The sequence below is a fragment of the Polaromonas sp. UBA4122 genome, assembly GCA_002381615.1.
Taxonomy (GTDB): Bacteria; Pseudomonadota; Gammaproteobacteria; order Burkholderiales; family Burkholderiaceae_C; genus Polaromonas.
On the sequence record DFWY01000080.1, the window covers coordinates 1 to 26584 of the forward strand.

At 60.1% G+C, this 26584-nt stretch carries 26 protein-coding genes, 3 tRNA genes and 1 pseudogene; 11 read left to right on the top strand and 19 right to left on the bottom strand.

Features of this window, described 5'->3' with window-relative positions; translation table 11 throughout:
- Positions 1-249: pseudogene (locus B3F77_RS10530) on the top strand (gamma-glutamylcyclotransferase); the annotation flags it as partial.
- 97 nt (positions 250-346) lie between these two features.
- Here B3F77_RS10530 and B3F77_RS10535 read toward each other — a convergent pair.
- Both B3F77_RS10535 and B3F77_RS10540 read right to left on the bottom strand, forming a co-directional pair.
- Positions 347-1594 carry a DUF5666 domain-containing protein gene (locus tag B3F77_RS10535; protein ID WP_293604913.1) on the bottom strand — a complete coding sequence of 416 codons (1248 nt, stop codon included), beginning with the start codon at positions 1592-1594 and terminating at the stop codon, positions 347-349.
- A 21-nt stretch (positions 1595-1615) separates the two neighbouring features.
- Positions 1616-2491 (bottom strand): DUF6502 family protein, encoded by an 876-nt coding sequence (locus B3F77_RS10540; RefSeq protein WP_293604914.1) that lies wholly within the window; start codon positions 2489-2491, stop codon positions 1616-1618.
- A gap of 180 nt (positions 2492-2671) precedes the next feature.
- Between B3F77_RS10540 and pdxH the strand changes: the two genes are divergently transcribed.
- Complete coding sequence (gene pdxH, locus B3F77_RS10545; RefSeq protein ID WP_293604915.1) at positions 2672-3322, top strand: pyridoxamine 5'-phosphate oxidase; 651 nt, start codon at positions 2672-2674, stop codon at positions 3320-3322.
- A gap of 7 nt (positions 3323-3329) precedes the next feature.
- Here pdxH and folK read toward each other — a convergent pair whose 3' ends face one another.
- From folK to B3F77_RS10570, 5 genes are all read right to left on the bottom strand, one after another.
- On the bottom strand, positions 3330-3869 hold the full coding sequence (gene folK / locus B3F77_RS10550) for a 2-amino-4-hydroxy-6-hydroxymethyldihydropteridine diphosphokinase (RefSeq protein WP_293604916.1): 540 nt from the start codon (positions 3867-3869) through the stop codon (positions 3330-3332).
- 16 nt (positions 3870-3885) lie between these two features.
- Positions 3886-5535, bottom strand: coding sequence for a polynucleotide adenylyltransferase PcnB (gene pcnB, locus B3F77_RS10555; RefSeq protein ID WP_293604917.1), 1650 nt, complete (start codon positions 5533-5535; stop codon positions 3886-3888).
- 113 nt (positions 5536-5648) lie between these two features.
- Complete coding sequence (locus tag B3F77_RS10560) at positions 5649-6326, bottom strand: HAD family hydrolase (protein WP_414702997.1); 678 nt, start codon at positions 6324-6326, stop codon at positions 5649-5651.
- A 56-nt stretch (positions 6327-6382) separates the two neighbouring features.
- Positions 6383-7069 (bottom strand): DnaA regulatory inactivator Hda, encoded by a 687-nt coding sequence (gene hda, locus B3F77_RS10565; protein ID WP_293604919.1) that lies wholly within the window; start codon positions 7067-7069, stop codon positions 6383-6385.
- Positions 7070-7086: 17 nt separating this feature from the next.
- Positions 7087-8157: an AI-2E family transporter gene (locus B3F77_RS10570; protein WP_293604920.1), complete on the bottom strand. Its 1071-nt coding sequence runs from the start codon at positions 8155-8157 to the stop codon at positions 7087-7089.
- Between the two features lie 115 nt (positions 8158-8272).
- On the opposite strand from B3F77_RS10570, the gene purM reads away from it, so the two are divergent.
- Both purM and B3F77_RS10580 read left to right on the top strand, forming a co-directional pair.
- Complete coding sequence (purM, locus tag B3F77_RS10575) at positions 8273-9313, top strand: phosphoribosylformylglycinamidine cyclo-ligase (protein ID WP_293604921.1); 1041 nt, start codon at positions 8273-8275, stop codon at positions 9311-9313.
- Positions 9314-9437: 124 nt separating this feature from the next.
- Positions 9438-10559, top strand: coding sequence for an MFS transporter (locus B3F77_RS10580; protein ID WP_293604954.1), 1122 nt, complete (start codon positions 9438-9440; stop codon positions 10557-10559).
- Positions 10560-10736: 177 nt separating this feature from the next.
- Here the strand turns inward: B3F77_RS10580 and B3F77_RS10585 are convergent, their stop codons facing one another.
- The 11 genes from B3F77_RS10585 to pip all read right to left on the bottom strand — a co-directional run bounded on the left by B3F77_RS10585 (position 10737) and on the right by pip (position 20849).
- A complete protein-coding gene (locus tag B3F77_RS10585; protein WP_293604922.1) occupies positions 10737-11588 on the bottom strand; it encodes an MBL fold metallo-hydrolase in 852 nt (283 codons plus the stop codon).
- Between the two features lie 776 nt (positions 11589-12364).
- Positions 12365-12441, bottom strand: a tRNA-Asp gene (locus B3F77_RS10590).
- A gap of 77 nt (positions 12442-12518) precedes the next feature.
- Positions 12519-12594, bottom strand: a tRNA-Glu gene (locus B3F77_RS10595).
- 87 nt (positions 12595-12681) lie between these two features.
- Positions 12682-12757 (bottom strand) — tRNA-Ala (locus B3F77_RS10600).
- Between the two features lie 81 nt (positions 12758-12838).
- Positions 12839-14245, bottom strand: a complete 1407-nt coding sequence (gltX, locus tag B3F77_RS10605) for a glutamate--tRNA ligase (RefSeq protein WP_293604923.1) — start codon at positions 14243-14245, stop codon at positions 12839-12841.
- An 11-nt stretch (positions 14246-14256) separates the two neighbouring features.
- Complete coding sequence (locus B3F77_RS10610) at positions 14257-15483, bottom strand: O-succinylhomoserine sulfhydrylase (protein WP_293604924.1); 1227 nt, start codon at positions 15481-15483, stop codon at positions 14257-14259.
- A gap of 2 nt (positions 15484-15485) precedes the next feature.
- Positions 15486-17015, bottom strand: a complete 1530-nt coding sequence (purF, locus tag B3F77_RS10615) for an amidophosphoribosyltransferase (protein ID WP_293604925.1) — start codon at positions 17013-17015, stop codon at positions 15486-15488.
- Between the two features lie 34 nt (positions 17016-17049).
- On the bottom strand, positions 17050-17535 hold the full coding sequence (locus B3F77_RS10620; RefSeq protein ID WP_293604926.1) for a CvpA family protein: 486 nt from the start codon (positions 17533-17535) through the stop codon (positions 17050-17052).
- A gap of 15 nt (positions 17536-17550) precedes the next feature.
- Positions 17551-18354, bottom strand: coding sequence for an SPOR domain-containing protein (locus B3F77_RS10625; RefSeq protein ID WP_293604927.1), 804 nt, complete (start codon positions 18352-18354; stop codon positions 17551-17553).
- Between the two features lie 112 nt (positions 18355-18466).
- Positions 18467-19789: a bifunctional tetrahydrofolate synthase/dihydrofolate synthase gene (gene folC / locus B3F77_RS10630; RefSeq protein WP_293604928.1), complete on the bottom strand. Its 1323-nt coding sequence runs from the start codon at positions 19787-19789 to the stop codon at positions 18467-18469.
- A gap of 85 nt (positions 19790-19874) precedes the next feature.
- Positions 19875-20849, bottom strand: a complete 975-nt coding sequence (gene pip / locus B3F77_RS10635; protein ID WP_293604929.1) for a prolyl aminopeptidase — start codon at positions 20847-20849, stop codon at positions 19875-19877.
- Between the two features lie 249 nt (positions 20850-21098).
- On the opposite strand from pip, the gene B3F77_RS10640 reads away from it, so the two are divergent.
- The 7 genes from B3F77_RS10640 to B3F77_RS10670 all read left to right on the top strand — a co-directional run bounded on the left by B3F77_RS10640 (position 21099) and on the right by B3F77_RS10670 (position 25366).
- Complete coding sequence (locus B3F77_RS10640; protein WP_293604930.1) at positions 21099-21443, top strand: Spx/MgsR family RNA polymerase-binding regulatory protein; 345 nt, start codon at positions 21099-21101, stop codon at positions 21441-21443.
- Positions 21444-21620: 177 nt separating this feature from the next.
- Positions 21621-22325, top strand: coding sequence for a glycine zipper 2TM domain-containing protein (locus tag B3F77_RS10645; RefSeq protein ID WP_293604931.1), 705 nt, complete (start codon positions 21621-21623; stop codon positions 22323-22325).
- Positions 22326-22509: 184 nt separating this feature from the next.
- Positions 22510-22827: a pyrimidine/purine nucleoside phosphorylase gene (locus B3F77_RS10650; protein ID WP_293604932.1), complete on the top strand. Its 318-nt coding sequence runs from the start codon at positions 22510-22512 to the stop codon at positions 22825-22827.
- Positions 22828-22844: 17 nt separating this feature from the next.
- Positions 22845-24182 (top strand): argininosuccinate synthase, encoded by a 1338-nt coding sequence (argG, locus tag B3F77_RS10655; protein WP_293604933.1) that lies wholly within the window; start codon positions 22845-22847, stop codon positions 24180-24182.
- A gap of 51 nt (positions 24183-24233) precedes the next feature.
- Positions 24234-24491: an antitoxin gene (locus B3F77_RS10660; protein ID WP_293604934.1), complete on the top strand. Its 258-nt coding sequence runs from the start codon at positions 24234-24236 to the stop codon at positions 24489-24491.
- Positions 24492-24762: 271 nt separating this feature from the next.
- Positions 24763-25056 (top strand): hypothetical protein, encoded by a 294-nt coding sequence (locus tag B3F77_RS10665; RefSeq protein ID WP_293604935.1) that lies wholly within the window; start codon positions 24763-24765, stop codon positions 25054-25056.
- On the top strand, positions 25043-25366 hold the full coding sequence (locus B3F77_RS10670) for a hypothetical protein (protein ID WP_293604936.1): 324 nt from the start codon (positions 25043-25045) through the stop codon (positions 25364-25366). Before B3F77_RS10665 ends, B3F77_RS10670 begins: the two co-directional genes overlap by 14 nt.
- 118 nt (positions 25367-25484) lie before the next feature.
- Here the strand turns inward: B3F77_RS10670 and murB are convergent, their stop codons facing one another.
- A complete protein-coding gene (murB, locus tag B3F77_RS10675; RefSeq protein ID WP_293604955.1) occupies positions 25485-26561 on the bottom strand; it encodes a UDP-N-acetylmuramate dehydrogenase in 1077 nt (358 codons plus the stop codon).
- Between the last annotated feature and the right edge of the window lie 23 nt (positions 26562-26584).

Consider the following 26584-nt stretch of genomic DNA (forward strand, 5'->3'; position numbering starts at 1 on the left):
TACGACCCCAAGTGGCTGCGCTGCCAGAGCGCGCAGGGCGAGGTCAGGGCGCTGGCCTTCACGCTGTCAAAACGCAGCCCGAGCCACACCGGCGTGCTCACTGAAGACCGGTACCGGCAGATTTTCTCAAGCGCCTGCGGGCGCTACGGCAGCACCCGCGACTACGCCCAGCTGACCTACGACAAACTGCGCACGCTAGGCATTCATGACCACGCCCTCGGAAAACTATTGGCACTGGTCAAACTCTGAGCAGCCATGCTGATCCACACATACGCCGCGCTTTGCTCAAAAAAAGGCGGGCACAAGGCCCGCCCAGGAGAGGCTGCGGTGTGCAGCCTTTACTTGATTACTCCAAGCTGATACGGGTCGCCTTGATGGTGCCGTCAGGCAATGCCACGCCCTTGACCTCAAGCTTGACGCCGTCGAGCAGGCTAGCCGCGGTCATGCCATTGTCAAAGGCCACCGCGCCGATGGTGAAGCTCACTTTGGCCACGATGCCGCCGGAGGAGGTCAAGGTGAAGGTGAAGGTTAACGACGTTGATGTCTTGCTGGAGACGATGCCATGCAGCTCGAATACGCGTATTTCGTTCTCGTCTTTCAGTTGAACCATCTTCGCCACCAGGAAGCCATTGACCAGGCTGCCCTCGACCTCGACGCGGTTGCCTGCTTTGAGGCCCGCCGGGACCGTGGCGCCGCTGGCATCGACCGGCTGTCCGTTGACGCTGAACTTGGCGGAGGAGGTGAAGTCCGTGATCGTGCCTTCGACTCCGGCCTCGTCGCGGTCTTCGACTTCGACCTCGACGGCGCGTATCTTGGTCGCTTTTCGCGTTGCCGTCGACGTGAGCGGGTTGGAGTCCAGCCTTACGCGCACCAGCAGGTCGTTGGCCAGGTTGGCGGGCAGGTCAGCAATTGCCACACCGGCGTAGCTGATGGTCAGCGTGGTGCCGATCTTGAAGGTTTTGGCCGTGGTGTCGAGACCGCTGACAGTACCTTGCAGCTTGAAGGCCGTGACATTGGCCGGGAGTTTGCTCTCGATGCGGGTGGCCACGAGGCGGTTGGTCGCGGGATCGACAAAGCCGTGTACTTCGACGATAGTGTCCTTCGCCAGCATTGAGAGCGTCAGACCATCCCCAATAATGGTGCTGACCGTGATCTGCACGGTTTGCCCGAGCACCACCAGCGTCGCCGGTGCGGTTTGCGAGCTAGGGATGCTGTCGATCGGGCCCAGCAACTGGCTGCCGAAACTGATCTCGTCGGCCGAGTCAGTGTTGTCCGCTTTCCTTGAATTGGCCTTGCCCTTCACACGGACCATCATGCCCAGTTTCAGCTCAGTATGGTCGACGTGCAGCAGGCCATCGTCGTCGAGCAGTCTTGCATTCGAATCGTCGAAGCGCACGCCGTTGACGATGATCGAGCCAAAACCGCTAATGGGCCCCGCCGAGAACGAGCCGGTGCCGCCGCCGCCCACGGTAGCCACGCTGCCCCCGCCACCGCCGCCGCAGCCCGCCAGCGTCATGGCGCCGGCTAACAGGGTCAACAATCCTTCCCGGCGCGTGATGCGAGGGAATGCAGGGGTGTCGTGTGCAGTTTTCATGTAATGCTTTCTTTGGTGGTACTAAGGACGGGTGAGGGGGGAAACCGGGAGCATGGCTTGCGACCAGGTGAACAGGCCAATGCGCAAGCTCTGGTCCTGCACGCGGCCGGCCTGACGGTCAGCGGCAATCAGTTCTTCCAGCCGCGGCGCGATCTCGTTGAGCATGTTGCGCCACTGCTGCATCATGAGGCTGCGGGCCTGGGCCAGCGATCCGACCGAGAGCTCGTCGGCAAAAATGGCTTGCTCGAGTTCCTGGTTGCCGTCGCCCAGCACGTTGGCCGTGGCGGCGCGCAGGTGGTCGCCCACGTTGTCGCCCAGGTAGCCGACCATGCGCGCCCAGTCACCGCGGGGCACGAAGGCCTCCTGCAGCACGCGGACCGTGTCGGTGCTGACATCGTGTTCGGCCAGCCGCAGGCGGCACAGCTCTTCCAGCAGCGTGCGCGGGTGCACGTCGCGCGTGACTGACTGGGCCAGGGCCTCGAAACTCGGGGCCGAGCCCTGGCGCGGCAAAGGCTGGGGCTTGCCGGCCGGAGTGCGCAGCGCCGGGTCTGCCAGCCAGCGCATGAACAGCTCGGTGACCGGCGAGCGGCGGGGCTCACGCTTGCGGGCCGGCTGGTTCTCCAGTCGCGCGATTTCGCGGCGGGTCAGCCCGGTGGTGGCGCTAATGCGGCTGGTCAGGCGGTTCGAGGGCAGATCCGCATGGACCAGGCGCGCGGCCTGGACAAAAGCCTCACGCAGGCGCTCCTCAATCATCTGGATGGTGATGCCCTTGCCCACGCACAACTGCGCCAGTGGTGTCAGCACGTTGCCCACGGCTTCCAGCAGCAACTGCTTTTCCGCAGTCAGGGCCGAGCCGGCAAGCGATTCTGTAGCAGTGTCGAGGGTTCGCGTTAGCATGATGCGTTCATCATAAATGTGCATAAAGCACATTTAATGAAAATTTTGTAACAATAACGACAGCCGCATGAGCGAGAAACCCATCGGTCTGCGTCTTGGCGTGGGGACGGGAGTTGCAAGCGCCGACGAGGAAGCCTAAAGCAGTGAGGGATGGGATGGGGCAATCTCTATACTTCAGGGATGTCAGAGCACAAACCCTCCATTGCCGATCTCCGCAAGAGCTACGAGCGCGCTGAGCTCAATGAAGAGGCTTCGCAGGCCGACCCGTTAAAGCAATTCGAGCAATGGCTGAACGAAGCCGTCACGGCGCAGGTGCCTGAACCCAATGCCATGACGGTGGCGACCGTGGCCAGCAACCTGCGCCCCTCCACCCGCGTCGTGCTGATCAAGGGCTTTGATGCGCGCGGCATTGTGTGGTTTACCAATTACGACAGCCGCAAGGGCCAGGAACTCGCCGGTAATCCCTATGCGGCGCTGCAGTTTCACTGGGTCGAGTTGGAACGCGTGGTACGCATCGAAGGCGTGGTTGAAAAAGTATCTGCCGAAGAAAGCGACGCCTACTTCCACAGCCGGCCGCTGGATTCCCGCATTGGCGCCTGGGCCAGTCCGCAAAGCGAAGTGATCGCAAGCCGCCGCGTGCTGCTGACCAATGCCGCCCTGTATGGCGCCAAATTCCTGTTGCAGCCCCCACGCCCGCCGCATTGGGGCGGCTACCGTCTCAAACCCGACAACTGGCAGTTCTGGCAAGGCCGCAAAAGCCGCCTGCACGACCGTCTGCGCTACACGCTGCAAGCCGACGCCAGCTGGCTGCGTGAGCGTCTGGCGCCCTGAGAACACCTTAATCCAGCAACCGGCCAAGCCGCTCAACCGCCTGGTTCTGAACTGCCTTGAGTTGTTCAGCGCTCACCCTGCCTGGCGCAATTTCAGCCAGTGGCACCAGCACAAAAGCCCGCTGCGTCATGCGCGGATGCGGCACCGTCAGCCGGGCTGAATCGATGCGGGCGCTGCCATACAAGAGCAGGTCCAGGTCCAGCGTACGCGGCGCGTTGCGGTAAGGCCTTTCGCGCCCGGCTTGTTGCTCCAGCAACTGCAGTTGCTCCAGCAGCGCAGGCGCGCTCAGGCCGGTTTCCAACGCCACCACCGCATTGAAGTAGTCGGGGCCCAGCGCCGGGGCCACGCCGCCTGAATCGGTGTCGAGTGGTGCGGTTTTGTAGACACTGGAAGTTTGGCGCAGTTGCGTCAGCGACAAGCGGTTCATGGCGTTGACTGCATGCCGGAGCGCAGCCACGGCGTCGCCGAGGTTGGCGCCCAGGGCGACGTAGGCGGTGACGACGCGAGGCCGACTGAGGGCGTCGCCAGTCGACTCGCCTGTACGCATGACAGGGTCGCCGGACTCAAGAACTGGAAGCAGTGGAGTCGGTATGAGACGAGGGCTGGTCGCTGGCGCCTTCCGCGGCGCCGGGATTGGCCCGGTTCGTGGGCTTGCGGCGGCGGCGGCGTTTTTTGGCCGGTGCGGTGCCACCCTCTTCCAGGGACGGTTCGGCCAGATCGCTCGCCGTGCGACTGGCGCTGGACGAATTACTGGATGGGTTGCCGGATGAACTCCCCGCGTCGGCATCGGGTCGCTTCACGCGGACCCGGGACTGCTGCGGTTTCTGCAATTGGGCCTGTCGCACCTCTTCAATCATGACGTGGCGTTCATCGTCATAAGCGGTGCTGAATTTCTCCCACCAATCGGCCAGCGTTTGATCAATCTCGCCGGTCTGTGCGCGCAGGCGCATGAAGTCAAACCCGGCACGAAAGCGCGGTTGCTCCAGCAGGGAGTAAGGCGAGCTGCCCACGCGCTTTTCAAAACGCGGCTGCATGGTCCAGATCTCGCGCATGTCGGTGCCCAGCTTGCCGCGGCCCGAGACGTCGCCAATCTTGGCGTTGAAGGCATCGTCAATCGCGTCCTGCAGCGCCGGCATGCCATGCTCGCCGCGCTTGAGGCGCTGGTCCCAGCCGTGGCGCACATCGGACCACAGCACGCAAGACAGCAAAAAGCTGGGCGCCACCGGCTTGCCTTCGCCGACGCGGCGATCGGTGTCCTGCAAGGCGAGCCTCAGGAAGGGCTCATCGGCCATCTCTACCACGACGTCGAGCAGCGGATAAATGCCGGTGCCCAGGCCCAGGGTTTTGAGCTGCTCAATGCTGGCCAGCGAATGGCCGGTTTGCAGCAGCTTGAGCATTTCGTCAAAGAGGCGCGACTGCGGCACGTCGGCCAGCAAGCCTCTCATCTCACGCAGGGGCTCAGCGGTCTTGTCTTCAAACTTGAAGCCCAGCGCATTGAGCTTGGCGGCGAAACGCACGGCGCGAATGATGCGCACCGGGTCCTCGCGGTAACGCACAGCCGGGTTGCCAATCATGCGGACGATTTTTTTCTTGGCGTCGCGGATGCCGTTGTGATAATCGACCACGACCTGCGTTTCAGGGTCGTAGTACATGGCATTGATGGTGAAGTCGCGGCGCGCGGCGTCTTCTTCCATCGGGCCCCAGACATTGTCGCGCAGCACACGACCGGACGCATGTACGGCGTGCTTCATGCCGGCGAGCTCGCTCTTGCTGGTGCGCTCATTGCCGCCCACCTGCTCGGCCAGGCTGCTGTCCAGGTGCGCGCGAAAGGTCGAGACTTCAATCACTTCATGCTCGCGGCCGCGGCCATAGATGACGTGAACGATGCGAAAACGCCTGCCAATGATGAAGGCCCGGCGAAACAGGCTTTTGACCTGTTCGGGCGTGGCATCGGTGGCAACGTCAAAGTCCTTGGGGCGCAGGCCGACCAGCAGGTCGCGCACGGCACCACCCACTACATAAGCTTCAAAACCCGCTGCTTTAAGTGTGTGCACCACATCCATCGCGCGCTCATCGACCAGCTTGGGGTCAATGCCGTGTTCTTTGGGGCCGACTTCCTGACGCTTGCCAAAAGGTGATTTTTTGACTTGCTTGACGCCGGACTCCGTGCTGCCTGATTTGCCAAACAGCTTGTCGATAAATTTTTTAATCATATTTCCTTGCGGGACAGACCGCAGTTGCACGGCAACAAGCTCTGTCCCCAACACTTTGGGCTAAAACTTTGCGGGACAGACCATAATTGCGCAACAGCAAGCGATGTCTCCCACTAAAACAGGTCAAGTATGCGCCATCCTCGCTCCATGGCCAGAGCACGCAGGCGCTCGTCGGGGTTGGTGGCGACCGGGTGCGTTGCCTTCTCCAGCAGTGCCAAATCGTTCATGGAGTCGGTATAAAACGTGGTTTCCACATCATCCCAGCCCAATTGCTGGGCAGCCAGCCAAGCCTCTACCCGCGCGACTTTACCCCCGCGAAAAGAAGGCGTGCCTTTGATTTCACCGGTCAGGTTGCCCAGCGCGTCACGCTCCAGCTCGACGGCGATCAGCTCTTTCACGCCAAAGGCCTCGGCAATCGGGCGGGTCACGAACTCATTGGTGGCGGTCACGATCACCAGTTCGTCGCCGGCCGCGCGGTGCTGCTGAACCAGTTCCTGGGCCTGCTTTGTAATGGTTTTTTGCACCACATCGGCCATGAAACGGGCGTGAGCAGCTACTGATTTTATAGCACCCTGCTCCCGCATGGCTTGCGTGGCGAAGCGCACGTAGTCATGAATATCCAGCGTTCCGGCCCGGTACTGGGCAAAAAATTCGGTGTTGCGGCGCTTGAACTCGGCGCTATCGCACCAGCCCAGCGCGATCGTGAATTCGCCCCATTCGTAATCAGAATCGATAGGGATCAGCGTATGGTCCAGATCAAACAAAGCTAGACGGGGCCCCACGCTTTTCACTTCGTGTAATACGGCGGCACCAGAGCCAGCCGTAGCGGTGCTCAATTTTTTTGGCTTCATAGGCTTTCAAGCATGGATTTAATCAGCGGAATGGTGATGGCCCGCTGGGTCTGCAGGGCGTAGCCGTCCAGTTGGTCCAGCAACTGCATGAGGCTTCCCAGATCCCGCGAAAAGCGCGTCAGCATGAAGTCCATGACCTCGTCGCCCAGAAACACGCCGCGTGCATCGGCTTCGCGCCTTAGCACGGCGCGCCGCTCCGTCTCGGTCAATGCCTGCAGGCCGAACACATGGCCCCAGCCGAGGCGCGTACGCAAGTCCTCGCGCAAGGCCAGATCAGCTGGCGGCACATCACCAGCCGCCAGCACCCAACGCGGGTGTCCGTCGGCGGCATTCAGCGCATTCACAAACCAGTTGAAGGCCGCCTGCTGCTGCAACGCCGTGTACAGATGGCAGTCGTCCAGAATCACGGCGGCCCAGGACGCGTTGAATTCTGGCGGCTCCAGCAGGGAAGCATCCATCCAGCCCACCGAAGCGCCCTGCTCGTGCAGCACCTCAGCGACGGCCTTGAGCAAATGGGTCTTGCCGCTGGCCGCTTCGCCCCATAGGTAGGTGGGCACAGGCGAGCGCAGGGTATTGCCGGCCCAGAGTTCGAGGTGCTTGACCGCGGCCTCATTTGGCCCGCCAAAGAAATTGGCAAACGAGGGCGCGGAAGCCAGTCCGATGTCCAGTGCGATCTGTTTCATGCCTGTCATTGCCGCGATCACCCGCAGTACAGCTTGCTGGTCATGTAGCTGGCCCGCAAACGCCGAATGCCGACCAGCAGCACCGCACTGGCGGGCAACGCAATCAGCACGCCGAGAAAGCCAAACATCTGCCCGAAAGCCAGCAGGGCAAAAATGACGGCCAGCGGGTGCAGACCGATGCGCTCGCCGACCAGGCGCGGGGTCAGATAAAAACTCTCGACCAGTTGCCCGGCGCCATAAACGCCGGCCACCACCAGCACGCCGTAAAGGCCGCCGAACTGCAAAATACCGGCCAAAAACGCCAGAATCAAGCCCAGACCGAAGCCCAGGTAGGGAATGAAGAATGCCAGCCCGGTGAACACACCTACCGGCACGGCCAGGTCAAAACCGAACAGCGTCAGCGCCACGCTGAAATAGATCGCCAGCACCCCCATGACCAGCAGCTGGCCGCGCAGGTACTGGCCCAGCACGATGTCGGCCTCCTCGGTGAAACTGTCAAACGAAGCGCGCATTTTCGGCGGCACCAGCTCAACAACACGGGCGACAAACCGGTCCCAGTCGTTAAGCAGGAAAAACAACGCCACCGGAATCAGCACCACATTGCCCACGATCGTCAGCGCCACGCTGCCGCCCAGCTTCAGCGACGACATGACCGAGCCAAGAGCCTCTTCAAAGTTGGCATTGAGGTACGTGACGACAAAGGTCTTGATGCTTCCGACGTCCAGCGACACCTTGATGCCGAACTGCGCCAGCCATGGGCCCAGCGAGTTGTTGAGCCGGTTTGCCAGCAGCGGCAGCTGGTCCCGCAGCAAAGGCAGTTCCTTGGCGAAAATCGGCACCACCAGCAGCAGGATGGATAAAAGAATCAGGATGAACAAGGTCTCCACAAGCAGGACTGCCAGCACACGCGGCACCCGGCCCCGGTCCATGTCATCGAGTTTGTCCACCACCGGCGTCAGCGCATAAGCCAGCACAGCCGCCACCACAAAGGGCGTCAGCACCGGCCCCAGAAACCACAGCGCCAGCACCACCAGCGCGGCGATCAGACACCAGGTCGCGGTGCGTTTTTGGGTAGAAGTAAATTGCATACAGCCTGGGAGGGGGGAACCCTTAGAATCTTAGGCTGAATTCTATCGGGCTTGCACACCGGCGCCCGGACTGAATGACAGCCGATCCTACCCAAGCCCTACCCACCCAAGCAGCATGACCACTTCCTCCTCTTCTCCCCTGAGTTACAAAGACGCCGGCGTTGACATTGACGCGGGCGACGCCCTGGTTGAACGCATCAAGCCGCTGGCCAAAAAAACCATGCGCGAAGGCGTGCTGGCGGGCATTGGTGGCTTTGGCGCCCTGTTTGAGGTGCCCAAGCGCTACAAGGAGCCCGTGCTGGTCAGCGGCACCGACGGCGTAGGCACCAAGCTGCGCCTGGCCTTTGAATGGAACATGCACGACACCGTGGGCATCGACCTGGTGGCCATGAGCGTCAACGACGTGCTGGTGCAAGGCGCCGAGCCGCTGTTCTTTCTGGACTACTTCGCTTGCGGCAAGCTCGATGTGGACACCGCTGCCGCTGTCGTCGGCGGCATTGCCAAAGGCTGCGAGCTGAGCGGCTGCGCCCTGATTGGCGGCGAGACCGCCGAAATGCCCGGCATGTACCCCGAAGGCGAATATGACCTGGCCGGTTTTGCCGTGGGGGCTGTGGAAAAATCAAAAATCCTGACCGGCAAAGAAGTGAAACCCGGCGACGTGGTGCTGGGCCTGGCCAGCAGCGGCGTGCATTCCAACGGCTTTTCTCTGGTGCGCAAATGCATCGAGCGGGCTGCAGGCAAGCTGCCCGTCACGCTGGACGGCAAGCCCTTCAAGGAGGCCTTGATGGAGCCAACGCGCCTTTATGTCAAAACCGTGCTGGCGGCGCTGGCGGCCCACCCAATTAAAGCGTTAGCCCACATCACAGGCGGCGGCCTGCTGGAAAACATCCCACGCGTGCTGCCCGACGGGACGGCCGCGCACTTGAAAAAAGGCAGCTGGCCGCAGACCGAGCTGTTTGCCTGGCTGCAAAACACCGCCGCCATTTCCGACTTTGAGATGAACCGCACCTTCAACAACGGCATTGGCATGGTCGTGGTGGTGGACGCCGCCAGCGCCCAGGCTATGGCCCAAACTCTTCGTGAGTCCGGTGAACAGGTCTATGAGATCGGCGTGATTATGACCCGTGACGATGGCCCGGCTGTCATCGTCAGCTGATCTGTGACCCGCGCGGCTGAAGCCTTTTCCGTAAAGCCTTGTGACTGAAACTTCCAACACCACTGGGAAGTCAGCAAGGCGTCTTCCTGCAGCCATATGGGCGCTGGGCTTTGTCAGCCTGCTAATGGATATCTCTTCCGAGATGATCCACAGCCTCTTGCCCGTCTTCATGGTGACGGTGCTGGGCACCAGTATGTGGGCCGTCGGTTTGATTGAAGGCGCTGCCGAGGCCACGGCGCTCATCGTCAAGGTGTTCTCTGGCGTGCTCAGTGACTTTTGGGGAAAGCGCAAGCCCCTGGCGGTGCTGGGCTACGGCTTGGGCGCGGCCTCCAAACCTCTCTTTGCACTGGCGACGACAACAGGTCTGGTGCTGGCCGCCCGCCTGATCGACCGCGTCGGTAAAGGCCTGCGCGGCGCCCCGCGCGATGCGCTGGTGGCCGACCTGGCCCCGCCCGGCATGCGCGGTGCAGCGTTCGGCCTGCGCCAGTCGCTGGACACTGTGGGCGCTTTCGTAGGCCCCTTGGTCGCCATGGGCTTGATGCTGCTCTGGGCCAATGACTTCCGGGCCATTTTCTGGGTCGCCATGGTTCCCGGGTTCATGGCGGTGGCCCTGCTGCTGTTTGGTGTGCAGGAGCCTGCGCCCGCACAAAAGGCGCTTCAGCATAACCCCATCAGCAAAGCCAACCTGCGCCGCTTGAGCGCGCCCTATTGGCGCGTGGTCGCCATTGGCGCCGTGTTCACGCTGGCCCGCTTCAGCGAAGCTTTCTTACTGTTACGTGCGCTGCAAGTCGGCCTGCCGGTCGCTTACACGCCGCTGGTGCTGATCGGCATGAATCTGGTCTATGCCCTGGGCGCTTACCCCTTTGGCAAGCTGTCAGACGCCGTCAGCCACACCACGCTGCTGGCGTGGGGTCTGGTTGTTCTGATCGCCGCCGATGTGGTGCTGGCCTCCAGCAGCCACCTGACTTGGGTAGGGGCCGGCATTACACTGTGGGGACTGCACATGGCCATGACCCAGGGCTTGCTCGCCACCATGGTGGCCGACACCGCACCGCCGGACCTGCGCGGCACCGCCTTCGGCTTTTTTAACCTGATGAGCGGCCTGGCGATGCTGCTGGCCAGCACAGTGGCTGGCGTTCTATGGGACCAGCTGGGCGCTCCGGCTACCTTTGCCGCAGGCGCTGCTTTCAGCCTGGCGGCGCTGGCGCTGCTGTGGCGCTGGCGCGGCTCTCGCGTCCAGCAATGACCGCAGGACCGGTCGGACCGGTGGTGGTAACTTGCTGCGCATCAGCATTTAGCCTGCGCAGCGTGGCCACGGTCAGGTCGAACTCCGTCACCTGAACCGTATTCGGGGTAGCAGAAAAAGTAAAAAGCCGTTGCAAATGCGGATAGCGCGGGAGTTGCTGGAGGCTTGTCAACAAGGCTACTGCCGAAGCTGCCCCGCCTCGACCACCATGCCCGCATGGCCGTGGCTGACAATTTCGCTGCCGATGGTTGCACGCATTTTTATCGCCGAAGCCATGCCGGTGCAGTGGCAAGGGATGAGGAAATCCGCATTCCAGCCGGTCATCACCTCGAAAGTCTGCTCGAGACGTTGTTCGTTTGCCTGTAACAGATGCATCCCGCCGACGACGCCACGCACTTTGGATATCCCCGAAATCTTGCGGATGTAATCGATCGTGTTCGACAAGCCTGAATGGCAGCAACCGAGCAACACGACGAGCCCATCGTCGGTTTCGAACCACATCGATTGATCGTCCTCGATCCCGTCCACAGTAACGCGATTCTTGTCGAAGTAAAACGTGCCGCCAGTATCTTCAAACGAATTCAGTCGCGGCACCGGGCCAGTTATGCCTACCCCCGGCGCGAGATAGTGCGGCGCAGCGATTGAATGGACGCGGCTGGCCGGCAATGCCGCCAATGCCTGTCGTGATTCCTCAGGCATGCCGTAGGTATCCGCGTCCGGCTTGTACCAAAATCGCTCGATATCGATCTGATTGGCGAAATACAATTCCGCGTGATTGTTTTCTGCCAAAAACTTGTCCAGCGTTCCGGTGTGGTCGCGATGCCCGTGACTGATGACAAGCAGGTCCGCATCCTTCAGGTTGATGCCGAGGCGCGCCGCATTGCCCTGCAAGGCTCCCATGTGTCCGGTATCAAACAGAATGTGTCGGCTGCCGACTTCAACCCAAGCGGCAAAGCCGTGTTCCTTTTCCAGCCCTTCGGATGCTTCGTTGTCAGCCAGCAGGGTAATTTTGACGGAATCCTTCGACACATCACTCTCCTTCACAGTCATTGGGAAACCAATTTATTCAGCGGTTTTTGGTAAAATATTTTACATTTCACCCACAGAAAAAAAGTCATAACGCACATCCTCATTGAGGGCAGCGTTAGCAGCTTGATTGACAGAACCAGGACACTTTCGGGATCAACAGACCGGTAGCGCATCCGGGAACATCAAAAACGCGTAATGGTACGTTCAGGAGATCGGCCGCAGGTCTTCCACCGACATCCGGTAAATACGGATAGGAAATTCAACCACCTCAATTGAAGTATCGCACCTTGTTGCCGTCGTGAAAACCACAGTTTTGTGTACTGTAATGCCGAGTTTGGCATGTCGGTCCTCAAGATGCGCCTCCCAGTCAGCTCGATTGGTTTGACCCGCCACCCACGGGCGCAGGCCCACCTCCAAGGCGAGTCCTGAATCGCTCGTTACCCGTTCACCAGTTGATGCGCTGATCGACTGATACTTCGGTGAGTCCTGTGCCGATGGGTCCTGTCGGTTTCCCTTCAATCTGTTATTTTTGAATTTTCAATTGGCAGCAATAGCACCTTCAATATGTCATCAATGCGGACCGGACCTCTCGGAGCAGCGTGAAATAAAAAACCGGCGTGTAGCCCGTTTGAGGCCCTGAAGGCTTTATTTGCTGCTACCCCAAGGGCTCCCCGGGGGGTAGCACCAGCACAACGCAAAACGGGTAGCAAAAGAGGCCTGAAAATAGCAAAAAACCGTTGTAAATCAATGACTTACAACGGTTTCGCTTTTTACTATGGCGGAGTGGACGGGACTCGAACCCGCGACCCCCGGCGTGACAGGCCGGTATTCTAACCAACTGAACTACCACTCCTGGTAGATAGCGTTTACTCTTGCGAGCCAAGTGCTAACAACTTGCGCCTTGTCTCAACACATTGCTGTGAAGAATGCTGGCGACCCCACGGGGATTCGAACCCCGGTACCTACCGTGAAAGGGTAGTGTCCTAGGCCTCTAGACGATGGGGTCAAAACCTTGGAACTTCCGCAGCAGGCTTTAAGCTTTTACACAAAAGGCCTGCCAAAAAAACCGATCAAAACTCTTCCCGACAATCTTTGGTGGAGGTAAGCGGGATCGAACCGCTGACCTCTTGCATGCCATGCAAGCGCTCTCCCAGCTGAGCTATACCCCCTATGTTGCAAGTTTCCCTGCAATTGTCGAGCCTTGAATTATAGCCCGAAAATTATGTGTTTTTCAAACCTGCAACCGACCTTCAATCAATCTTCAGCCGGGCCATCACATCTTCTCGTGTCATGAGTTCCAGAATGGCGTCCAGCGAAGGCGTTTGCGGCGTACCCATGACGAGCACGCGCACCGGCATGGCCAGTTGCGGCATCTTCAGACCGCTCTCGACCAGCACCTGCTTGATCGCTGCGGCAATCGCCGCTTTGTTCCACTCGCAGCGACCCAGCGCAACAGCGAGCTTGGCGAGGGCCGGGCGCACAGCCTCGGTCACATGCGTACTGACATCCGCGCTACTGGCCTGCCCTCCGGTCACGAGCAATTGCAACCAGCCAGCCAGATCGACCAGCGTACTGCAGCGGTCTTTGAACAGGCCACAGCCCCGCGCAAGCCGTGCGGCGTCCCAACCCGTGACGCCCAGGGCCGTCAGGAAGGGTTGCACCAGTTCGGCCAGCTTTTCATCTGCCGTGGCCTTGAGGTGCTGCGCGTTCACCCAGCGCAGTTTGGCTTCGTCGAACTGCGCGGCGCTCTTGCCGAGGTGATCCAGGTTGAACCACTGGAGAAACTGCTCACGGCTGAAAATTTCGTCGTCACCATGGCTCCAGCCCAAGCGCGCCAGGTAGTTCACCATGGCGTCCGGCAAGTACCCCTCGACGGCATATTGCGTCACCGCCTTGGCGCCATTGCGCTTGCTCATCTTCTCGCCCTGCTCGTTGAGAACGGTTGGCAAGTGCGCATAGACCGGCACCGCTTTGCCGAGCGCGCGAAAGATATTGATCTGGCGCGGCGTGTTGTTCACATGGTCGTCACCGCGGATCACATGCGTGATGGCCATGTCCATGTCGTCCACCACCACGCAGAAGTTGTAGGTTGGCGTGCCATCAGGGCGCGCAATGACCAGGTCATCAAGTTCGTCGTTGCTGATCTCGATACGACCCTTGACTTTATCGTCCCAGACCACCGAGCCGCCTTGCGGATTCTTGAAGCGCAGCACAGGTTGCACTCCTGCAGGCACAGGGGGCAGCGTCTTGCCGGGCTCAGGCCGCCAAGTGCCGTCGTAGCGCGGCTTCTCCTTGGCAGCCATCTGCTGTTCACGCAGCGCGTCGAGCTCCGCCACACTCATGTAGCAGGGATAGACATGGCCGGCAGCCTGCAGCTCCGCCAGCACTGCCTTGTAGCGGTCCATGCGCTGCATCTGGTAGAACGGACCTTCGTCATAGTCCAGGCCCAGCCAGCGCATGCCTTCGATGATCACATCGACGGCAGCCTGGCTCGAACGCTCCACATCGGTGTCTTCAATGCGCAAAATGAAGATGCCGCCGGTGGCGCGCGCAAACGCCCACGGATACAGCGCCGAGCGGATGTTGCCGAGGTGAATAAAGCCTGTGGGGGAAGGCGCAAATCTCGTTCGTGTTTTTTTGGATGCTTGTTGGGTCATGGCTTACGATGTCATTTCAGGCTGTCCAGACCCCGCGCGAGATCGGCTTTCAAATCGTCAATATGTTCAAGTCCCACGGCCACGCGAATCAGGCCCTGGCCGATGCCGGCGGCCTGCCGCTGCGCTTCGGTGAGTCGACCGTGCGACGTGGTCGCAGGATGGGTCACGGTGGTTTTGGTGTCCCCGAGGTTGGACGTGATACTGCAGACCTGGGTGCTGTCGATCACATGGAAGGCGTTTTTGCGGGCGCTGTCGGCATCAAGACCTTTGAGGTCAAACGACACCACCGCGCCACCGCAGCCCTGCCCGTTGAGGGTTTGCTGCTGCATGGCCAGCGCGTGCTGGGGGTGAGACTTCAGGCCGGGGTAATACACGCGGGCCACGCCCGGCTGCGCTTCCAGCCAGGTCGCCAGCGCCAGCGCGTTGGCGCTTTGCGCCTGCATGCGAATGGAGAGTGTCTCCAGGCCCTTGAGAACCACCCAGGCATTGAAGGGTGACAGCGTCATGCCGGCACTGCGCATGATGGGAACGAGTTTTTCATCGATGAGTTTTTTCGGCCCGCAGATCGCACCCGCAATCACGCGACCCTGGCCGTCGAGATATTTGGTGCCCGAATGAATAACCAGGTCAGCCCCCAATGTGACAGGCTGTGACAGTGCAGGTGAGCAAAAACAGTTGTCGACGGCCAGCAAGGCGCCCGCCGCATGCGCCACGTCGGCTAGCGCGCGGATGTCGCAGACCTCGGTCAGCGGGTTGGTGGGCGTTTCGGCAAACAGCAGTTTGGTGTTGGGCTTGACGGCTGCTTTCCACTGGGCCACGTCGGTTTGCGACACAAAAGTACTTTCCACACCAAACTTGGCAAACTCGCCGCCGATCAGCCTGATGGTGGAGCCAAACACCGACTGGGAACAGATCACATGGTCGCCGCTCTTGAGCAGGCCCATGCACATCAGCAGGATCGCCGCCATGCCGCTGGAAGTACCAATGCAGGCCTCTGTGCCTTCCATCGCGGCCAGCCGCTGCTCCATGCTGGATACCGTGGGGTTGGAGAAGCGGGAATAGACGTAACCCTCTTCCTCGTTGGCAAAGCGCCGTACGGCCGTGGCGGCATCTGGCTGCACGAAGCTGCTGGTCAGGTACAGCGCTTCGGAATTTTCACCGTATTGGCTTTTGTCCACGGCGGTGCGCACGGCCAGTGTGTCGCGGTGAAGGTTTTCAGGTAATTTTTTATGCGTCACGTTCAATCTTCTTGTGGATTGGGAAGCGCCAGGCGCGACACATCCACGTCGCCGTCCTCGCCGATCTTCTCTGCGGTATCGGCCCGCTGTGAATTCATTGCAGCAATGGTCTCGGCCGTCACGTCACCAGTGATGTACACGCCATCAAAGCAGGAAGCGTCAAAGCCATCCAGCTTGGTGTTCAGCGAACCAATGGCACGCCGCATACCCTCCACGTCCTGGTAAATCAGCGCATCGCAGCCAATCACCTGGCGAATTTCTTCAATGCTGCGACCGTGCGCCACCAACTCGTCCGGCGTAGGCATGTCGATTCCGTAGACATTCGGATAACGCACAGGCGGCGCAGCGCTGGCCAGGTAGACCTTGCGCGCACCGGCCTCGCGCGCCATCTGCACAATCTCACGGCTGGTGGTGCCGCGCACAATGGAATCATCAACCAACAGTACATTGCGGCCCTTGAACTCGCTGGCAATCACGTTGAGTTTCTGGCGCACTGATTTTTTGCGCACGCCCTGCCCGGGCATGATGAAGGTGCGACCCACGTAGCGGTTCTTCACAAAACCCTCGCGGTAGGGAATACCGAGCAGATGCGCCAGCTGGGTGGCGCTGGGGCGGCTCGATTCGGGAATCGGAATGATCACGTCGATCTCGTTGGGCGGCACCGTGGAGACCACGCGCTTGGCCAGCGTTTCACCGAGGTTGAGGCGGGCCTGGTAAACAGAGATGCCATCAAGCACGGAGTCGGGACGCGCAAAGTACACAAACTCGAAAATGCAGGGATAGAGCTTGGCATTGACTGCGCATTGCTCGGCGTGTACCGTGCCCTCCAGGTCCACAAACACCGCCTCGCCCGGCGCGATGTCACGCTCGAACTGGTGCGAGGTGCCTTCCAGGGCGACCGACTCGCTGGCCACCATCACGGTGTCGCCATCTTCGTTTTGGCCACGGCCCAGGCACAGCGGGCGAATGCCAAACGGGTCGCGAAAGGCCAGCATCCCGTGGCCGGCGATCAGCGCCACCACGGCGTACGATCCCCTGACACGCTTGTGCACACCACGCACCGCTGCAAATACATCGACGGGCTTGAGCGGCAGACCACGCGTGGTTTTTTCCAGCTCGTGCGCCAGCACATTGAGCAGCACTTCAGAGTCGCTGTCGGTGTTGATGTGGCGGTGGTCGGTGTTGAAAAGCTCGGCCTTGAGCTCGGCCGCGTTGGTCAGGTTGCCGTTGTGCGACAACACCAGGCCAAACGGGGCGTTGACATAAAACGGCTGCGCTTCGTCTTCGCTGTAGGCGTTGCCCGCCGTGGGGTAACGCACCTGCCCCAAGCCCACATTGCCCGGCAAGGCGCGCATGTTGCGGGTGCGAAACACGTCGCGCACCATGCCCTTGGCCTTGTGCATGAAGAACTTGCGCCCTTGCTGCGTGACGATGCCGGCGGCATCCTGGCCACGGTGCTGCAGCAGCAGCAGGCCGTCATAAATCAGCTGGTTAACCGGGGCTTTGCTGACGACGCCGACTATTCCGCACATGGTGTTTCGATCATGATGTATTGACTCATAAAAATTAATTCAAAACCTTTGCAAACTGCGCCGGCAGCACCGGCTTCAAACCTTTCAGCGTGGCTGTCAGAACGGCCGCTCCTTGCGACTCCTGCCACCAGTTGCTGGACCGGAGCGCCGTCATGTCCATCACCACGGTGGCGGCCAGCAACAAAATCAGGCCACGCATCAGGCCAAAGGCCGCACCCAGCGTGCGGTCCACCGGTCGCAAGCCGATGGCTTCAACCAGCTTCTTCAGCAAAAAAGCCAGCAAGCCCGCCGCAAATACCGCTGCAATAAATATCAGCACAAACGCCGCCGCATAGCGTACGGGCGCTGACGCGGACTGCAGAGGCAGCAGAGTGACAACTTGTGGCGCAGCCCATTGCGCCACATAAAACGACACGGCCCAACCCAGCACCGACAACACCTCGTACACCAGCCCGCGCCAGGCACCCAGCACCATGGAAAAGAGCAACACCCCCAGCAAAATCCAGTCAAGCGCCGCCACGAATCTACAAACTGCTTATAAGGTCAGGATGACGGCCGGCAAATCAAGCGCCTTGATCTTGCTGGCGGCCTTTTCAGCCTCGGCCTTGCTGGCAAACGGGCCCACGCGGACCCGGATGCGCTTGCCATCTTTGGTTTCGGCGACCTGTGCGTAGGTTTTGAGACCGGCTTTCTCCAGCTTGACGCGCACTTCGCGGGCCTTGGCGACATCGGCAAATGCGCCAACCTGCACCACCACGCGGCCTTGATACTCGGCGCCGGAGCTTTTGTCGGCCAGCGTTGCTGTCTTGCCATTGAGCAGGGCGCTGGCGCGCGCACCCCCGTCGCTCGCGCTTGGTGCCTTGGGAGCCGGTTTGGCTTCTACCTTGGCTGGTGGCCTGGCTTCGGCTTTTACCTCCGGTTTCAGATCCGGTTTTGCTTCGTTTTTAATAGCTTCCGGTGCCTGTTCTACAAGGGCCGGCGCCTGTTTTGATGGCAAAACTTCTTCTTTGGGCGCCAGGCTGGCAGCAACGGCCACTTTTTCAGCAGGCGACGCGACAGACACCGATGCGGGCGCCATGGCGGCAGCCGGTGCGGGGATGACCAGCGGCTTGACCGTACCTTTACCGGGAATTTCAATCGGAATATCGACTGGAATGGGCCTCGGTTGCGTATCAAACAGCAGCGGAAAACCCACCACCCCCATCAATACCAGCACGGCCGCACCAATCAGGCGGTGCTTGGCGCGTTTGCGCATGACTTCCACGCTTTCCGGTTGAGCGGCTGGTCCGGCAGTGGGAGCAGCCTTTGAGCTGCCCCGGCGGAAATTGAAAAACGACATGGTGTGGCTTGAATCCGTTAAGGGTGACGTTAAGGGTTCACGGGGGCTGTCGGGCTTCCCAAGGCTTGGGGCTGTCCGGGTTTATGCGGCCCTTATTCGACCCTGCTCGCCATTAAGCGGCCAAGTGCGGCGCCGAAAGACGCGGCACGCCGCCCTTCAAAATGCCGCCCACCGTGAAGAACGAGCCGAACACCACAATTCTATCAGCGGGGTCTGCCGCCTCGACGGCCGCCTGCAGGGCCAATTCGGGACTTTTGTAAGTGTTGGCAGTGACCTCAGGTCGGGTTTTTACCGCCTCCCATTTGGCGCGCAGTGCCTCGCCGCTGGCAGCCCGCGCTGTGGGCAAGTCCGTGAAATACCACTTGTCGATCAGCGGGCCCACCCGCACCAGCATGAGGGCCAGGTCTTTGTCGGCCATGGCACCAAAAACAGCGTGGGTGCACGGGTAAAAACCCATGGCATCGAGGTTTTCGGTCAGCGCCGCCACCGAATGCGGGTTGTGCGCCACATCCAGCACCAGCGTGGGCTGGCCAGGAATGATCTGGAAGCGCCCCGGCAGCTCCACCATGGACAGACCCACGCGCACGGCCTGGGCCGTCACGGGCAGGCGCTCGCGCAAGGCCGTCAGCGCCGCCAGCACGCCGGAGGCGTTGACCAGCTGGTTGGCGCCGCGCAAGGCCGGGTAAGCCAGCCCGGCATAGCGCCGGCCTCCTTTATCTTTGGAAGCGGCCCAGCCCCACTGCTGCTGGTCGCCCGAAAAATTAAAGTCCCGGCCCAAGCGCCACAAATCAGCACCCACTTCTGATGCATGGTCAAGAATGCTTTGGGGCGGCACCGGGTCGCTCACCACCACCGGCTTGCCGGCGCGCATGATGCCGGCTTTTTCCAGGCCTATGCTTTCACGGTCCGTTCCCAGCAACTCCATGTGATCGAGGTCAATGCTGGTGATCACGGCGCAATCGGCATCCAATATATTGACGGCGTCCAGCCGACCGCCCAGGCCGACCTCCAGAATGACGACGTCCAGTGGGGCATCCGCCAGCAATTGCAGGATGGCCAGCGTCGTGAACTCAAAGTAGCTCAACGAAATTTCATGGCCATTTTGGGTTCTTGCCGCCTCAACACGGGAGAAGTATGCTATTAAATCAGTAGCATTTACGATGTCGCCGCGCACCCGGCAACGCTCCTCAAAATGCACCAGATGCGGCGAGGTGAAAACCCCGGTTCGGTAGCCGGCCTGCAGCAATATGGCCTCTAACATGGCGCAGGTCGAGCCTTTGCCGTTGGTGCCAGCCACCGTGATGATGGGGCATGCAAATGCCAGACCCATGCGCCGCGCCACGGCCCTGACGCGTTCCAGCCCCATGTCTATGCTTTTGGGGTGCAGGCGCTCGCAATAGGCCAGCCAGTCGCTGAGGGTTTTGAGATGTTCCATAGCGGTTTCCATGTAGGCCCGCATTGTCGCCGCATTGTCAATCAGCGCAGAAAACCTTTGGCCGAGCGCGCCAGGCTTTCGCCACTCAGCGCGCGAAGCGGTCGGTCGCAGCGATCAGTTGGGCAAGAATGCCTGGCTCGTTATAGGCATGACCGGCATCGGCAATCAGGTGAAAATCCGCCTCGGGCCAGGCGCGGTGCAGGTCCCAGGCCGTTTTAGCGGGGCAAGCCATGTCGTAGCGGCCCTGCACAATGACGCCGGGAATCGCGGCGAGCTTGCCCGCGTCCCGAATCAGCTGCCCCTCTTCCAGCCAGCCGCCATGCACGAAATAGTGGTTTTCGATGCGGGCAAACGCCAGGGCAAAGTCATCGCCGCCATGCTTGGCCATTGAGGCCGGGTCCGGCAGCAGCGTGATGGTCTGGCCCTCCCACAAGCTCCAGGCCCGGGCTGCAGCCAGTTGCTCGGCCCGATCGGAGCCCACCAGGCGCTTGCGGTAAGCGGCCATCAGGTCGTCGCGTTCGGCGGGCGGAATGGGTGCCAGAAAGTCTTCCCACAGATCAGGAAACAGCCACGAAGCCCCTTCCTGGTAGTACCAAAGCAGCTCGGCGCGACGCAGCGTGAAGATGCCTCTGACGATGAGCGCCGACACCTGCGCCGGATGCGTCTGGGCATAGGCCAGTGCCAGTGAACTGCCCCAGGAGCCACCAAATACCAGCCAGCGTTCAAGGCCCAGCAGGTTGCGAAGCCGATCAATGTCGGCTACCAGATGCCAGGTCGTGTTGTTGTCCAGGGAAGCACTGGGGCGCGAACGGCCGCAGCCGCGCTGGTCGAACAGCAGCACGCAATAGCGCTCGGGGTCAAACAGCCGTCGGTGCTCGGGCGAGCAGCCGGAGCCCGGACCGCCATGCAGGAAAACCGCCGGTTTGCCTTCCGGGTTGCCACACAGCTCCCAATAGATCGAATGGCCGTCACCGGTATCAAGAATGCCCGTGCGAAACGGCTCGATGGGCGGGTAGAGAGTTGCCGATGGGGTCGCAGTCGGGGTGGCCGAAGAAGTCATAGAGCGTCCATGGAAGAGAGAATCAACGTGAAAGCCGCCACACCAAGGTGGTGCAGCGGCGTGCGGCACCAGTGCGCCGGTTCTGGCCTGAATTATTCCCCTGTTGTCCGACTTGCCGGTCCGGTCACGTTTAGCGCCTTTTTTGGGTACCCTTGAGAAGAGTTGTTTGCTATTTATTTAATAGCTAATTATGCCCGTCCCACATGGGTCATAAGCACTTTTTCCTTAAACTTATGGCAAACTCACGGCATGATCATTGTTTACGGCATTGCCAATTGCGACACTGTTAAAAAAGCCCGCGTGTGGCTGACCGAACACGGGCAGACCTGCGAATTTCATGACTTCAAGAAGCGCGGCGTTCCACCGGAAAAACTGGCGCTGTGGGCGCAAGTCGTCGGCTGGGAGAAGCTGCTTAACCGCCGGGGCACAACCTGGCGCAAGCTGGATGCTGCCGCACAGGCCGCCGTGATGGACGCCGCCAGCGCGCATACGCTGATGCTGGCCCAGCCCAGCGTCATCAAACGCCCGGTGGTGGACTGGGGGCAAGATATTACGGTCGGGTTTGATGCCGCAGCCTGGGCGCACCGAATTTGAATTGCAAAAGGTGGTAGCGCTACGCTAACCATCTTTACAGCCGATTTACCGAACTCTGCGCCCCAAAATGACTCTTATTTAATAAGATTGGGGCTAGCGCTTGAGTTGCTGCCCGCATGGTGGTGAGGTCGTCAAAGCGGTTCAGCTTCAGTTATTGGCTGAAAAAGGATTTGAATCATGAAAAAAGTACTTGTCATTTCCACCGTCGCTGTCACCGCCGGCTTGGCCTCTGTGTCCGCGTCGGCCATGGACATTCTGGCGCGGGTCATTTCCAGCACGCCGGTGGTGCAACAGGTGGCCGTGCCCAGACAGGTGTGCAATACCCAAGCCGTCATAACGCAAGCCCCCAAATCGGGCGCGGGCGCGCTGATGGGCGCTTTGGCGGGCGGCGCAGTCGGCAACGCCATTGGCAATGGGAGCGGCCGGGCTGCCGCCACCGTGATTGGGCTGGTAGGCGGCGCGATGATGGGTGACCGCATCGAAGGCCCCAACAACCAGGTCCAAAACGTCCAGCAGTGCACAACGCAGACTTTTTACGAAAACCGCCCCAGCCACTACAACGTGGTGTATGAATATTCCGACACGCAGTACACCGTGCAGATGATGAACGACCCCGGACCGTATGTGCGGCTGCAGGTGACGCCGGTCGGCGCAATAACAGCTTCACCCCAAGCGGCTCAGGCTTTCCAGCCTGCCCCCATCGTCCAGCCCCAAACCTACATTGAGCCGGCGCCGGTGCAGCAGCCGGTTTATGTGCAGCCCGTGATGTACCCCGCCTATTACCCCCAGCCTTCTTACTACGCGCCGTATTACCCGCCGATCGGGCTCTCTCTGAACTTCGGCTATAGCCAGGGTTACGGTGGACATCGACGCTGGCGTTGAGCGTTCAGCGTTCAGCGACATCAAAAAAGGGGCGTTTTTAACGCTCCTTTTTTATGCGCCACGTCTGAGGTGAAGAATTCCGCACGGCAATGCGGCGGTGCCTTGGCAGCGCAGGTGACCTAAAATCACCGGTTTACGCGCCAGACCGCTGGCAGCAGAGTGTTTCCTGTTTATTCAACGAGCCATGACTACCGAAAAAATTGACAACATCAGTGTCACCACCAAAGCCAATGTGTACTTTGACGGCAAATGCGTGAGCCACGGCATCACCTTGGCCGACGGCACCAAAAAATCAGTGGGCGTGATCCTGCCGGCCACCCTGACCTTCAATACCGGCGCACCCGAAATCATGGAATGCGTGGCAGGTAGCTGCGAATACAAACTGGCCGGCAGTGACCACTGGGTGAAGTCCTCGGCGGGCGAAAAATTCAGCGTGCCCGGCAACTCGAAGTTCGACATCCGTGTCGGCGAGGCTTACCACTACATCTGTCACTTCGGTTGAACTCAGGAACACCCTCCATGGCCACCATACTCCAGCACCTTCCCGTCGGCCAAAAAGTCGGTATCGCTTTTTCCGGCGGCCTCGATACCAGCGCAGCCCTGCACTGGATGAAGCTCAAGGGCGCCATCCCCTATGCCTACACGGCCAACCTGGGCCAGCCCGACGAGCCCGACTACGAAGAAATCCCGCGCAAGGCGATGCAGTATGGCGCCGAGCAGGCGCGCCTGATTGATTGCCGCAGCCAGCTGGCCGCCGAGGGCATTGCTGCCCTCCAGGCCGGCGCCTTCCACATCACAACAGCAGGGGTTACCTACTTCAACACCACACCGCTCGGACGCGCGGTCACCGGCACCATGCTGGTCGCTTCGATGAAGGACGACGACGTCAACATCTGGGGCGACGGCAGCACCTTCAAGGGCAACGACATTGAGCGCTTTTACCGCTACGGCCTGCTGACCAACCCCTCCCTCAAAATCTACAAACCCTGGCTGGACCAGCTCTTCATCGACGAGCTGGGCGGACGCGCCGAAATGTCGGCCTTCATGACCCAAGCCGGCTTCGGCTACAAGATGTCGGCCGAAAAAGCCTATTCGACCGACTCCAACATGCTGGGCGCCACGCACGAGGCCAAAGACCTGGAGCACCTGAGCAGCGGCATGAAGATCGTCCAGCCCATCATGGGCGTGGCCTTCTGGCGCGACGACGTGGAAGTCAAGCGCGAAGAAGTCACTGTCCGTTTTGAAGAAGGCCAGCCCGTGGCGCTCAACGGCAAGACGTTTGAAAGTTCCGTGGAATTGATCCTGGAAGCTAACCGCATCGGTGGCCGCCACGGCTTGGGCATGAGCGACCAGATTGAAAACCGCATCATCGAAGCCAAGAGCCGCGGCATCTACGAAGCCCCCGGCCTGGCGCTGCTGTTCATTGCCTACGAGCGCCTGGTCACCGGCATCCACAACGAAGACACCATCGAGCAGTACCGCGACAACGGCCGCAAGCTCGGCCGCCTGCTGTATCAGGGCCGCTGGTTTGATTCGCAGGCCATCATGCTGCGCGAGACCGCACAGCGCTGGGTGGCCAGCGCCATTAGCGGCGAAGTGACGGTGGAACTGCGCCGCGGCAACGACTACTCCATCCTCAACACGGAATCGGCCAACCTGACCTACCACCCCGAGCGCCTGACCATGGAAAAAGGCGAGTCGATGTTCACGCCGCTAGACCGCATCGGCCAGCTGACCATGCGCAATCTCGACATCGTGGACACGCGCGCCAAGCTGGGCATCTACGCCAAAACCGGCGTGCTGTCGCTGGGAACGGGCGGCGATTTGCTGAAGCTGGGCGGCAAAACCAGCGGATAAAACACGTTTGGCATATCCTTTGGTCCATCACTCTGAAATCAGGAGTCAGCCATGAGCCAGGTAGCCCAACTTTTCACCAATGGCCGCAGCCAAGCGGTTCGCTTGCCTGCGGCCTATCGCTTCGACACCAAAGAGGTTTTCATCCGCCAGGACGCGGAAACCGGCGATGTCATCTTGTCGCGCAAGCCAGCAAGCTGGGACGGCTTTTTCGCCGCGCTTCAAGATGCCGACATGCCAGCCGATTTTTTAAGCGCATCAGAGCGTGAGCAGGGAACGCAGAACCGTGACCCTTTTGGAGCTATGGATTGATGCTCCAGTACTTTCCCACGAAAACGAATCTTCAGCAACCAGGAGGAGGTCAATGAGGCGGTCTACAAACTTAGCCACAGGCCGCGCAAGTGTCTACAGTACCCGCTTTTGAAAAGCGAGTTTTATACAGCCTAGTAAAGCAATTGCACCGCCCACGCTGGTCAAAATCGATTTCGCCAGCATCATGCCTTCATCACCTGTTGCCAGTTCTTTCTTGGCTCAGTGCACTACATAAGGTGACATTAGGCACACATCAAGTTAAACTTTCAGAATGAAACCATTTCGCTGGAATCACGAGAAAAACGAGGCATTGAAAATTGAGCGGGGTATCTCATTTGAAGAGATGGTGCTGGCCATTGAGGCAGACGGTTTGCTCGATGAATTGCGCCACCCGAACCCGGAAAAATATCCCAATCAGTCCGTTTTTGTCATCGCACTCGACGACTACGTTTACCTGGTGCCCTACGTTGAAGAGCCAGACTACTACTTCCTGAAGACCGTCATTCCCAGCCGAAAAGCAACCCGAGACTATTTACTGAGGAGCAATCCAGATGAAAAAACCTGACGCATTCGAACAAGACATTCTGGCCGCCTACGAAAAAGGTGAGCTCAAGTCCACCTCGCCTTCCAGGGCAAAGCTGGCAAAGTTCAAAGCTGCAGCCAGCGCCACGTTCTTGAAGGAAAAGCGGGTCAACATCCGCATTTCAACGCCGGACCTGATGGATATTCAGGCTCGGGCGCTTGAAGAAGGCATGCCTTACCAGACGCTGATCGCCAGCGTGCTGCACAAGTATGTGTCCGGGCGTTTTGTGGAGCCGTCGTCAAGCTTGAAGTCGCGCTCAAGTGGGGCGCGCGAGAAGCGACGCGAATCCTGACAGGTTTCCGGTCATTAGCGGCCACTTTTTGGAGCCAAATAGGCCTTCAACCCATTGAATACGGGCGCAAGCAGCTACTAAATCAATAGCACCCTCAGCGCCGGACCGACAAAAAAACTCAAACCACCACCGGTTCCGGCTCCAGCAGGATGCCAAAGCGCTCATACACACTGGTCTGAATGGCCTTGGCCAGCGTCATCACCTCGCCGCCGGTCACCGGGTTGCTGGCACCGCCGCGATTCACAAGGACCAGCGCCTGCTTGTCATAAACACTTGCATTGCCAACGGACTTGCCCTTCCAGCCGCAGGCGTCAATCAACCAGCCTGCAGCGAGCTTCACCGAGCCGTCGGCCAGGTGGTAATGAACAATTTTGGGTTCCCGCTGAATGATGTCGGTGCATTGCTCGGGTGAGACGGTCGGGTTCTTGAAGAAGCTGCCGGCGTTACCAATCACCTTGGGGTCGGGCAGCTTGGCCCGGCGAATGTCGCAAATCCACTCATAAATTTGTAGCGCATCAGGCGCGTCAATCCTGGACTGCAGCATCTTTTTATCGATATCCGCATACCCCAATACAGGTTTCCATGGCTTGGGCAGCGAAAACCGCACCCGGGTGATCAGCGCCTTGCCGGCCAAGCCGAAACCCTGGGCGTCTGAACCATGAACTGCGCTGTGGGCCATGCTGCTGTGCTTGAACACCGAATCGCGGTAGCCAAACGCGCATTGCGCCGCATTGAGCGTGAAGCTCTGTCCGCTCGTCAAGTCCACGGCATCAAGCGAATCAAAGCGGTCTTGCAGCTCTACCCCGTAGGCGCCGATGTTCTGCACGGGTGACGCACCGACCGTGCCCGGAATCAGCGCCAGGTTTTCCAGACCCGGATAGCCGTTTTGCAGGGCCCAGGTGACCAGCTCGTGCCAGTTTTCACCAGCGCCGGCCTCCACAATCCAGGCTTTGGCGGTTTCGCTGACAAGGCGCTTGCCCATGATCTCCACCTTGAGCACCAGGGATTTGACATCACCGGTCAGCACGATGTTGCTACCCCCGCCCAATATGAACTTGGGCGCAGCGCGCAGGGCCGCGTCCTGCAGCACCGCCGCGATATCGACCTCGCTGCTCACCCGGACCAGGGTGAGCGCCTTGGCCACGATGCCAAAGCTGTTGAAAGGCTGGAGTGGAACGTTTTTCTCGACTAACATCATGGGATTGTCTCATCCCTCAT

Coding starts and splice junctions, on each gene's coding strand:
- B3F77_RS10535 (WP_293604913.1), bottom strand. CDS start 1,594: ATGAAAACTGCACACGACACCCCTGCATTCCCTCGCATCACGCGCCGG.
- B3F77_RS10540 (WP_293604914.1), bottom strand. CDS start 2,491: ATGCTAACGCGAACCCTCGACACTGCTACAGAATCGCTTGCCGGCTCG.
- pdxH (WP_293604915.1), top strand. CDS start 2,672: ATGTCAGAGCACAAACCCTCCATTGCCGATCTCCGCAAGAGCTACGAG.
- folK (WP_293604916.1), bottom strand. CDS start 3,869: ATGCGTACAGGCGAGTCGACTGGCGACGCCCTCAGTCGGCCTCGCGTC.
- pcnB (WP_293604917.1), bottom strand. CDS start 5,535: ATGATTAAAAAATTTATCGACAAGCTGTTTGGCAAATCAGGCAGCACG.
- hda (WP_293604919.1), bottom strand. CDS start 7,069: ATGAAACAGATCGCACTGGACATCGGACTGGCTTCCGCGCCCTCGTTT.
- B3F77_RS10570 (WP_293604920.1), bottom strand. CDS start 8,157: ATGCAATTTACTTCTACCCAAAAACGCACCGCGACCTGGTGTCTGATC.
- purM (WP_293604921.1), top strand. CDS start 8,273: ATGACCACTTCCTCCTCTTCTCCCCTGAGTTACAAAGACGCCGGCGTT.
- B3F77_RS10580 (WP_293604954.1), top strand. CDS start 9,438: ATGGATATCTCTTCCGAGATGATCCACAGCCTCTTGCCCGTCTTCATG.
- gltX (WP_293604923.1), bottom strand. CDS start 14,245: ATGACCCAACAAGCATCCAAAAAAACACGAACGAGATTTGCGCCTTCC.
- purF (WP_293604925.1), bottom strand. CDS start 17,015: ATGTGCGGAATAGTCGGCGTCGTCAGCAAAGCCCCGGTTAACCAGCTG.
- B3F77_RS10625 (WP_293604927.1), bottom strand. CDS start 18,354: ATGTCGTTTTTCAATTTCCGCCGGGGCAGCTCAAAGGCTGCTCCCACT.
- folC (WP_293604928.1), bottom strand. CDS start 19,789: ATGGAACATCTCAAAACCCTCAGCGACTGGCTGGCCTATTGCGAGCGC.
- pip (WP_293604929.1), bottom strand. CDS start 20,849: ATGACTTCTTCGGCCACCCCGACTGCGACCCCATCGGCAACTCTCTAC.
- B3F77_RS10640 (WP_293604930.1), top strand. CDS start 21,099: ATGATCATTGTTTACGGCATTGCCAATTGCGACACTGTTAAAAAAGCC.
- B3F77_RS10645 (WP_293604931.1), top strand. CDS start 21,621: ATGAAAAAAGTACTTGTCATTTCCACCGTCGCTGTCACCGCCGGCTTG.
- B3F77_RS10650 (WP_293604932.1), top strand. CDS start 22,510: ATGACTACCGAAAAAATTGACAACATCAGTGTCACCACCAAAGCCAAT.
- argG (WP_293604933.1), top strand. CDS start 22,845: ATGGCCACCATACTCCAGCACCTTCCCGTCGGCCAAAAAGTCGGTATC.
- B3F77_RS10660 (WP_293604934.1), top strand. CDS start 24,234: ATGAGCCAGGTAGCCCAACTTTTCACCAATGGCCGCAGCCAAGCGGTT.
- B3F77_RS10665 (WP_293604935.1), top strand. CDS start 24,763: ATGAAACCATTTCGCTGGAATCACGAGAAAAACGAGGCATTGAAAATT.
- B3F77_RS10670 (WP_293604936.1), top strand. CDS start 25,043: ATGAAAAAACCTGACGCATTCGAACAAGACATTCTGGCCGCCTACGAA.
- murB (WP_293604955.1), bottom strand. CDS start 26,561: ATGTTAGTCGAGAAAAACGTTCCACTCCAGCCTTTCAACAGCTTTGGC.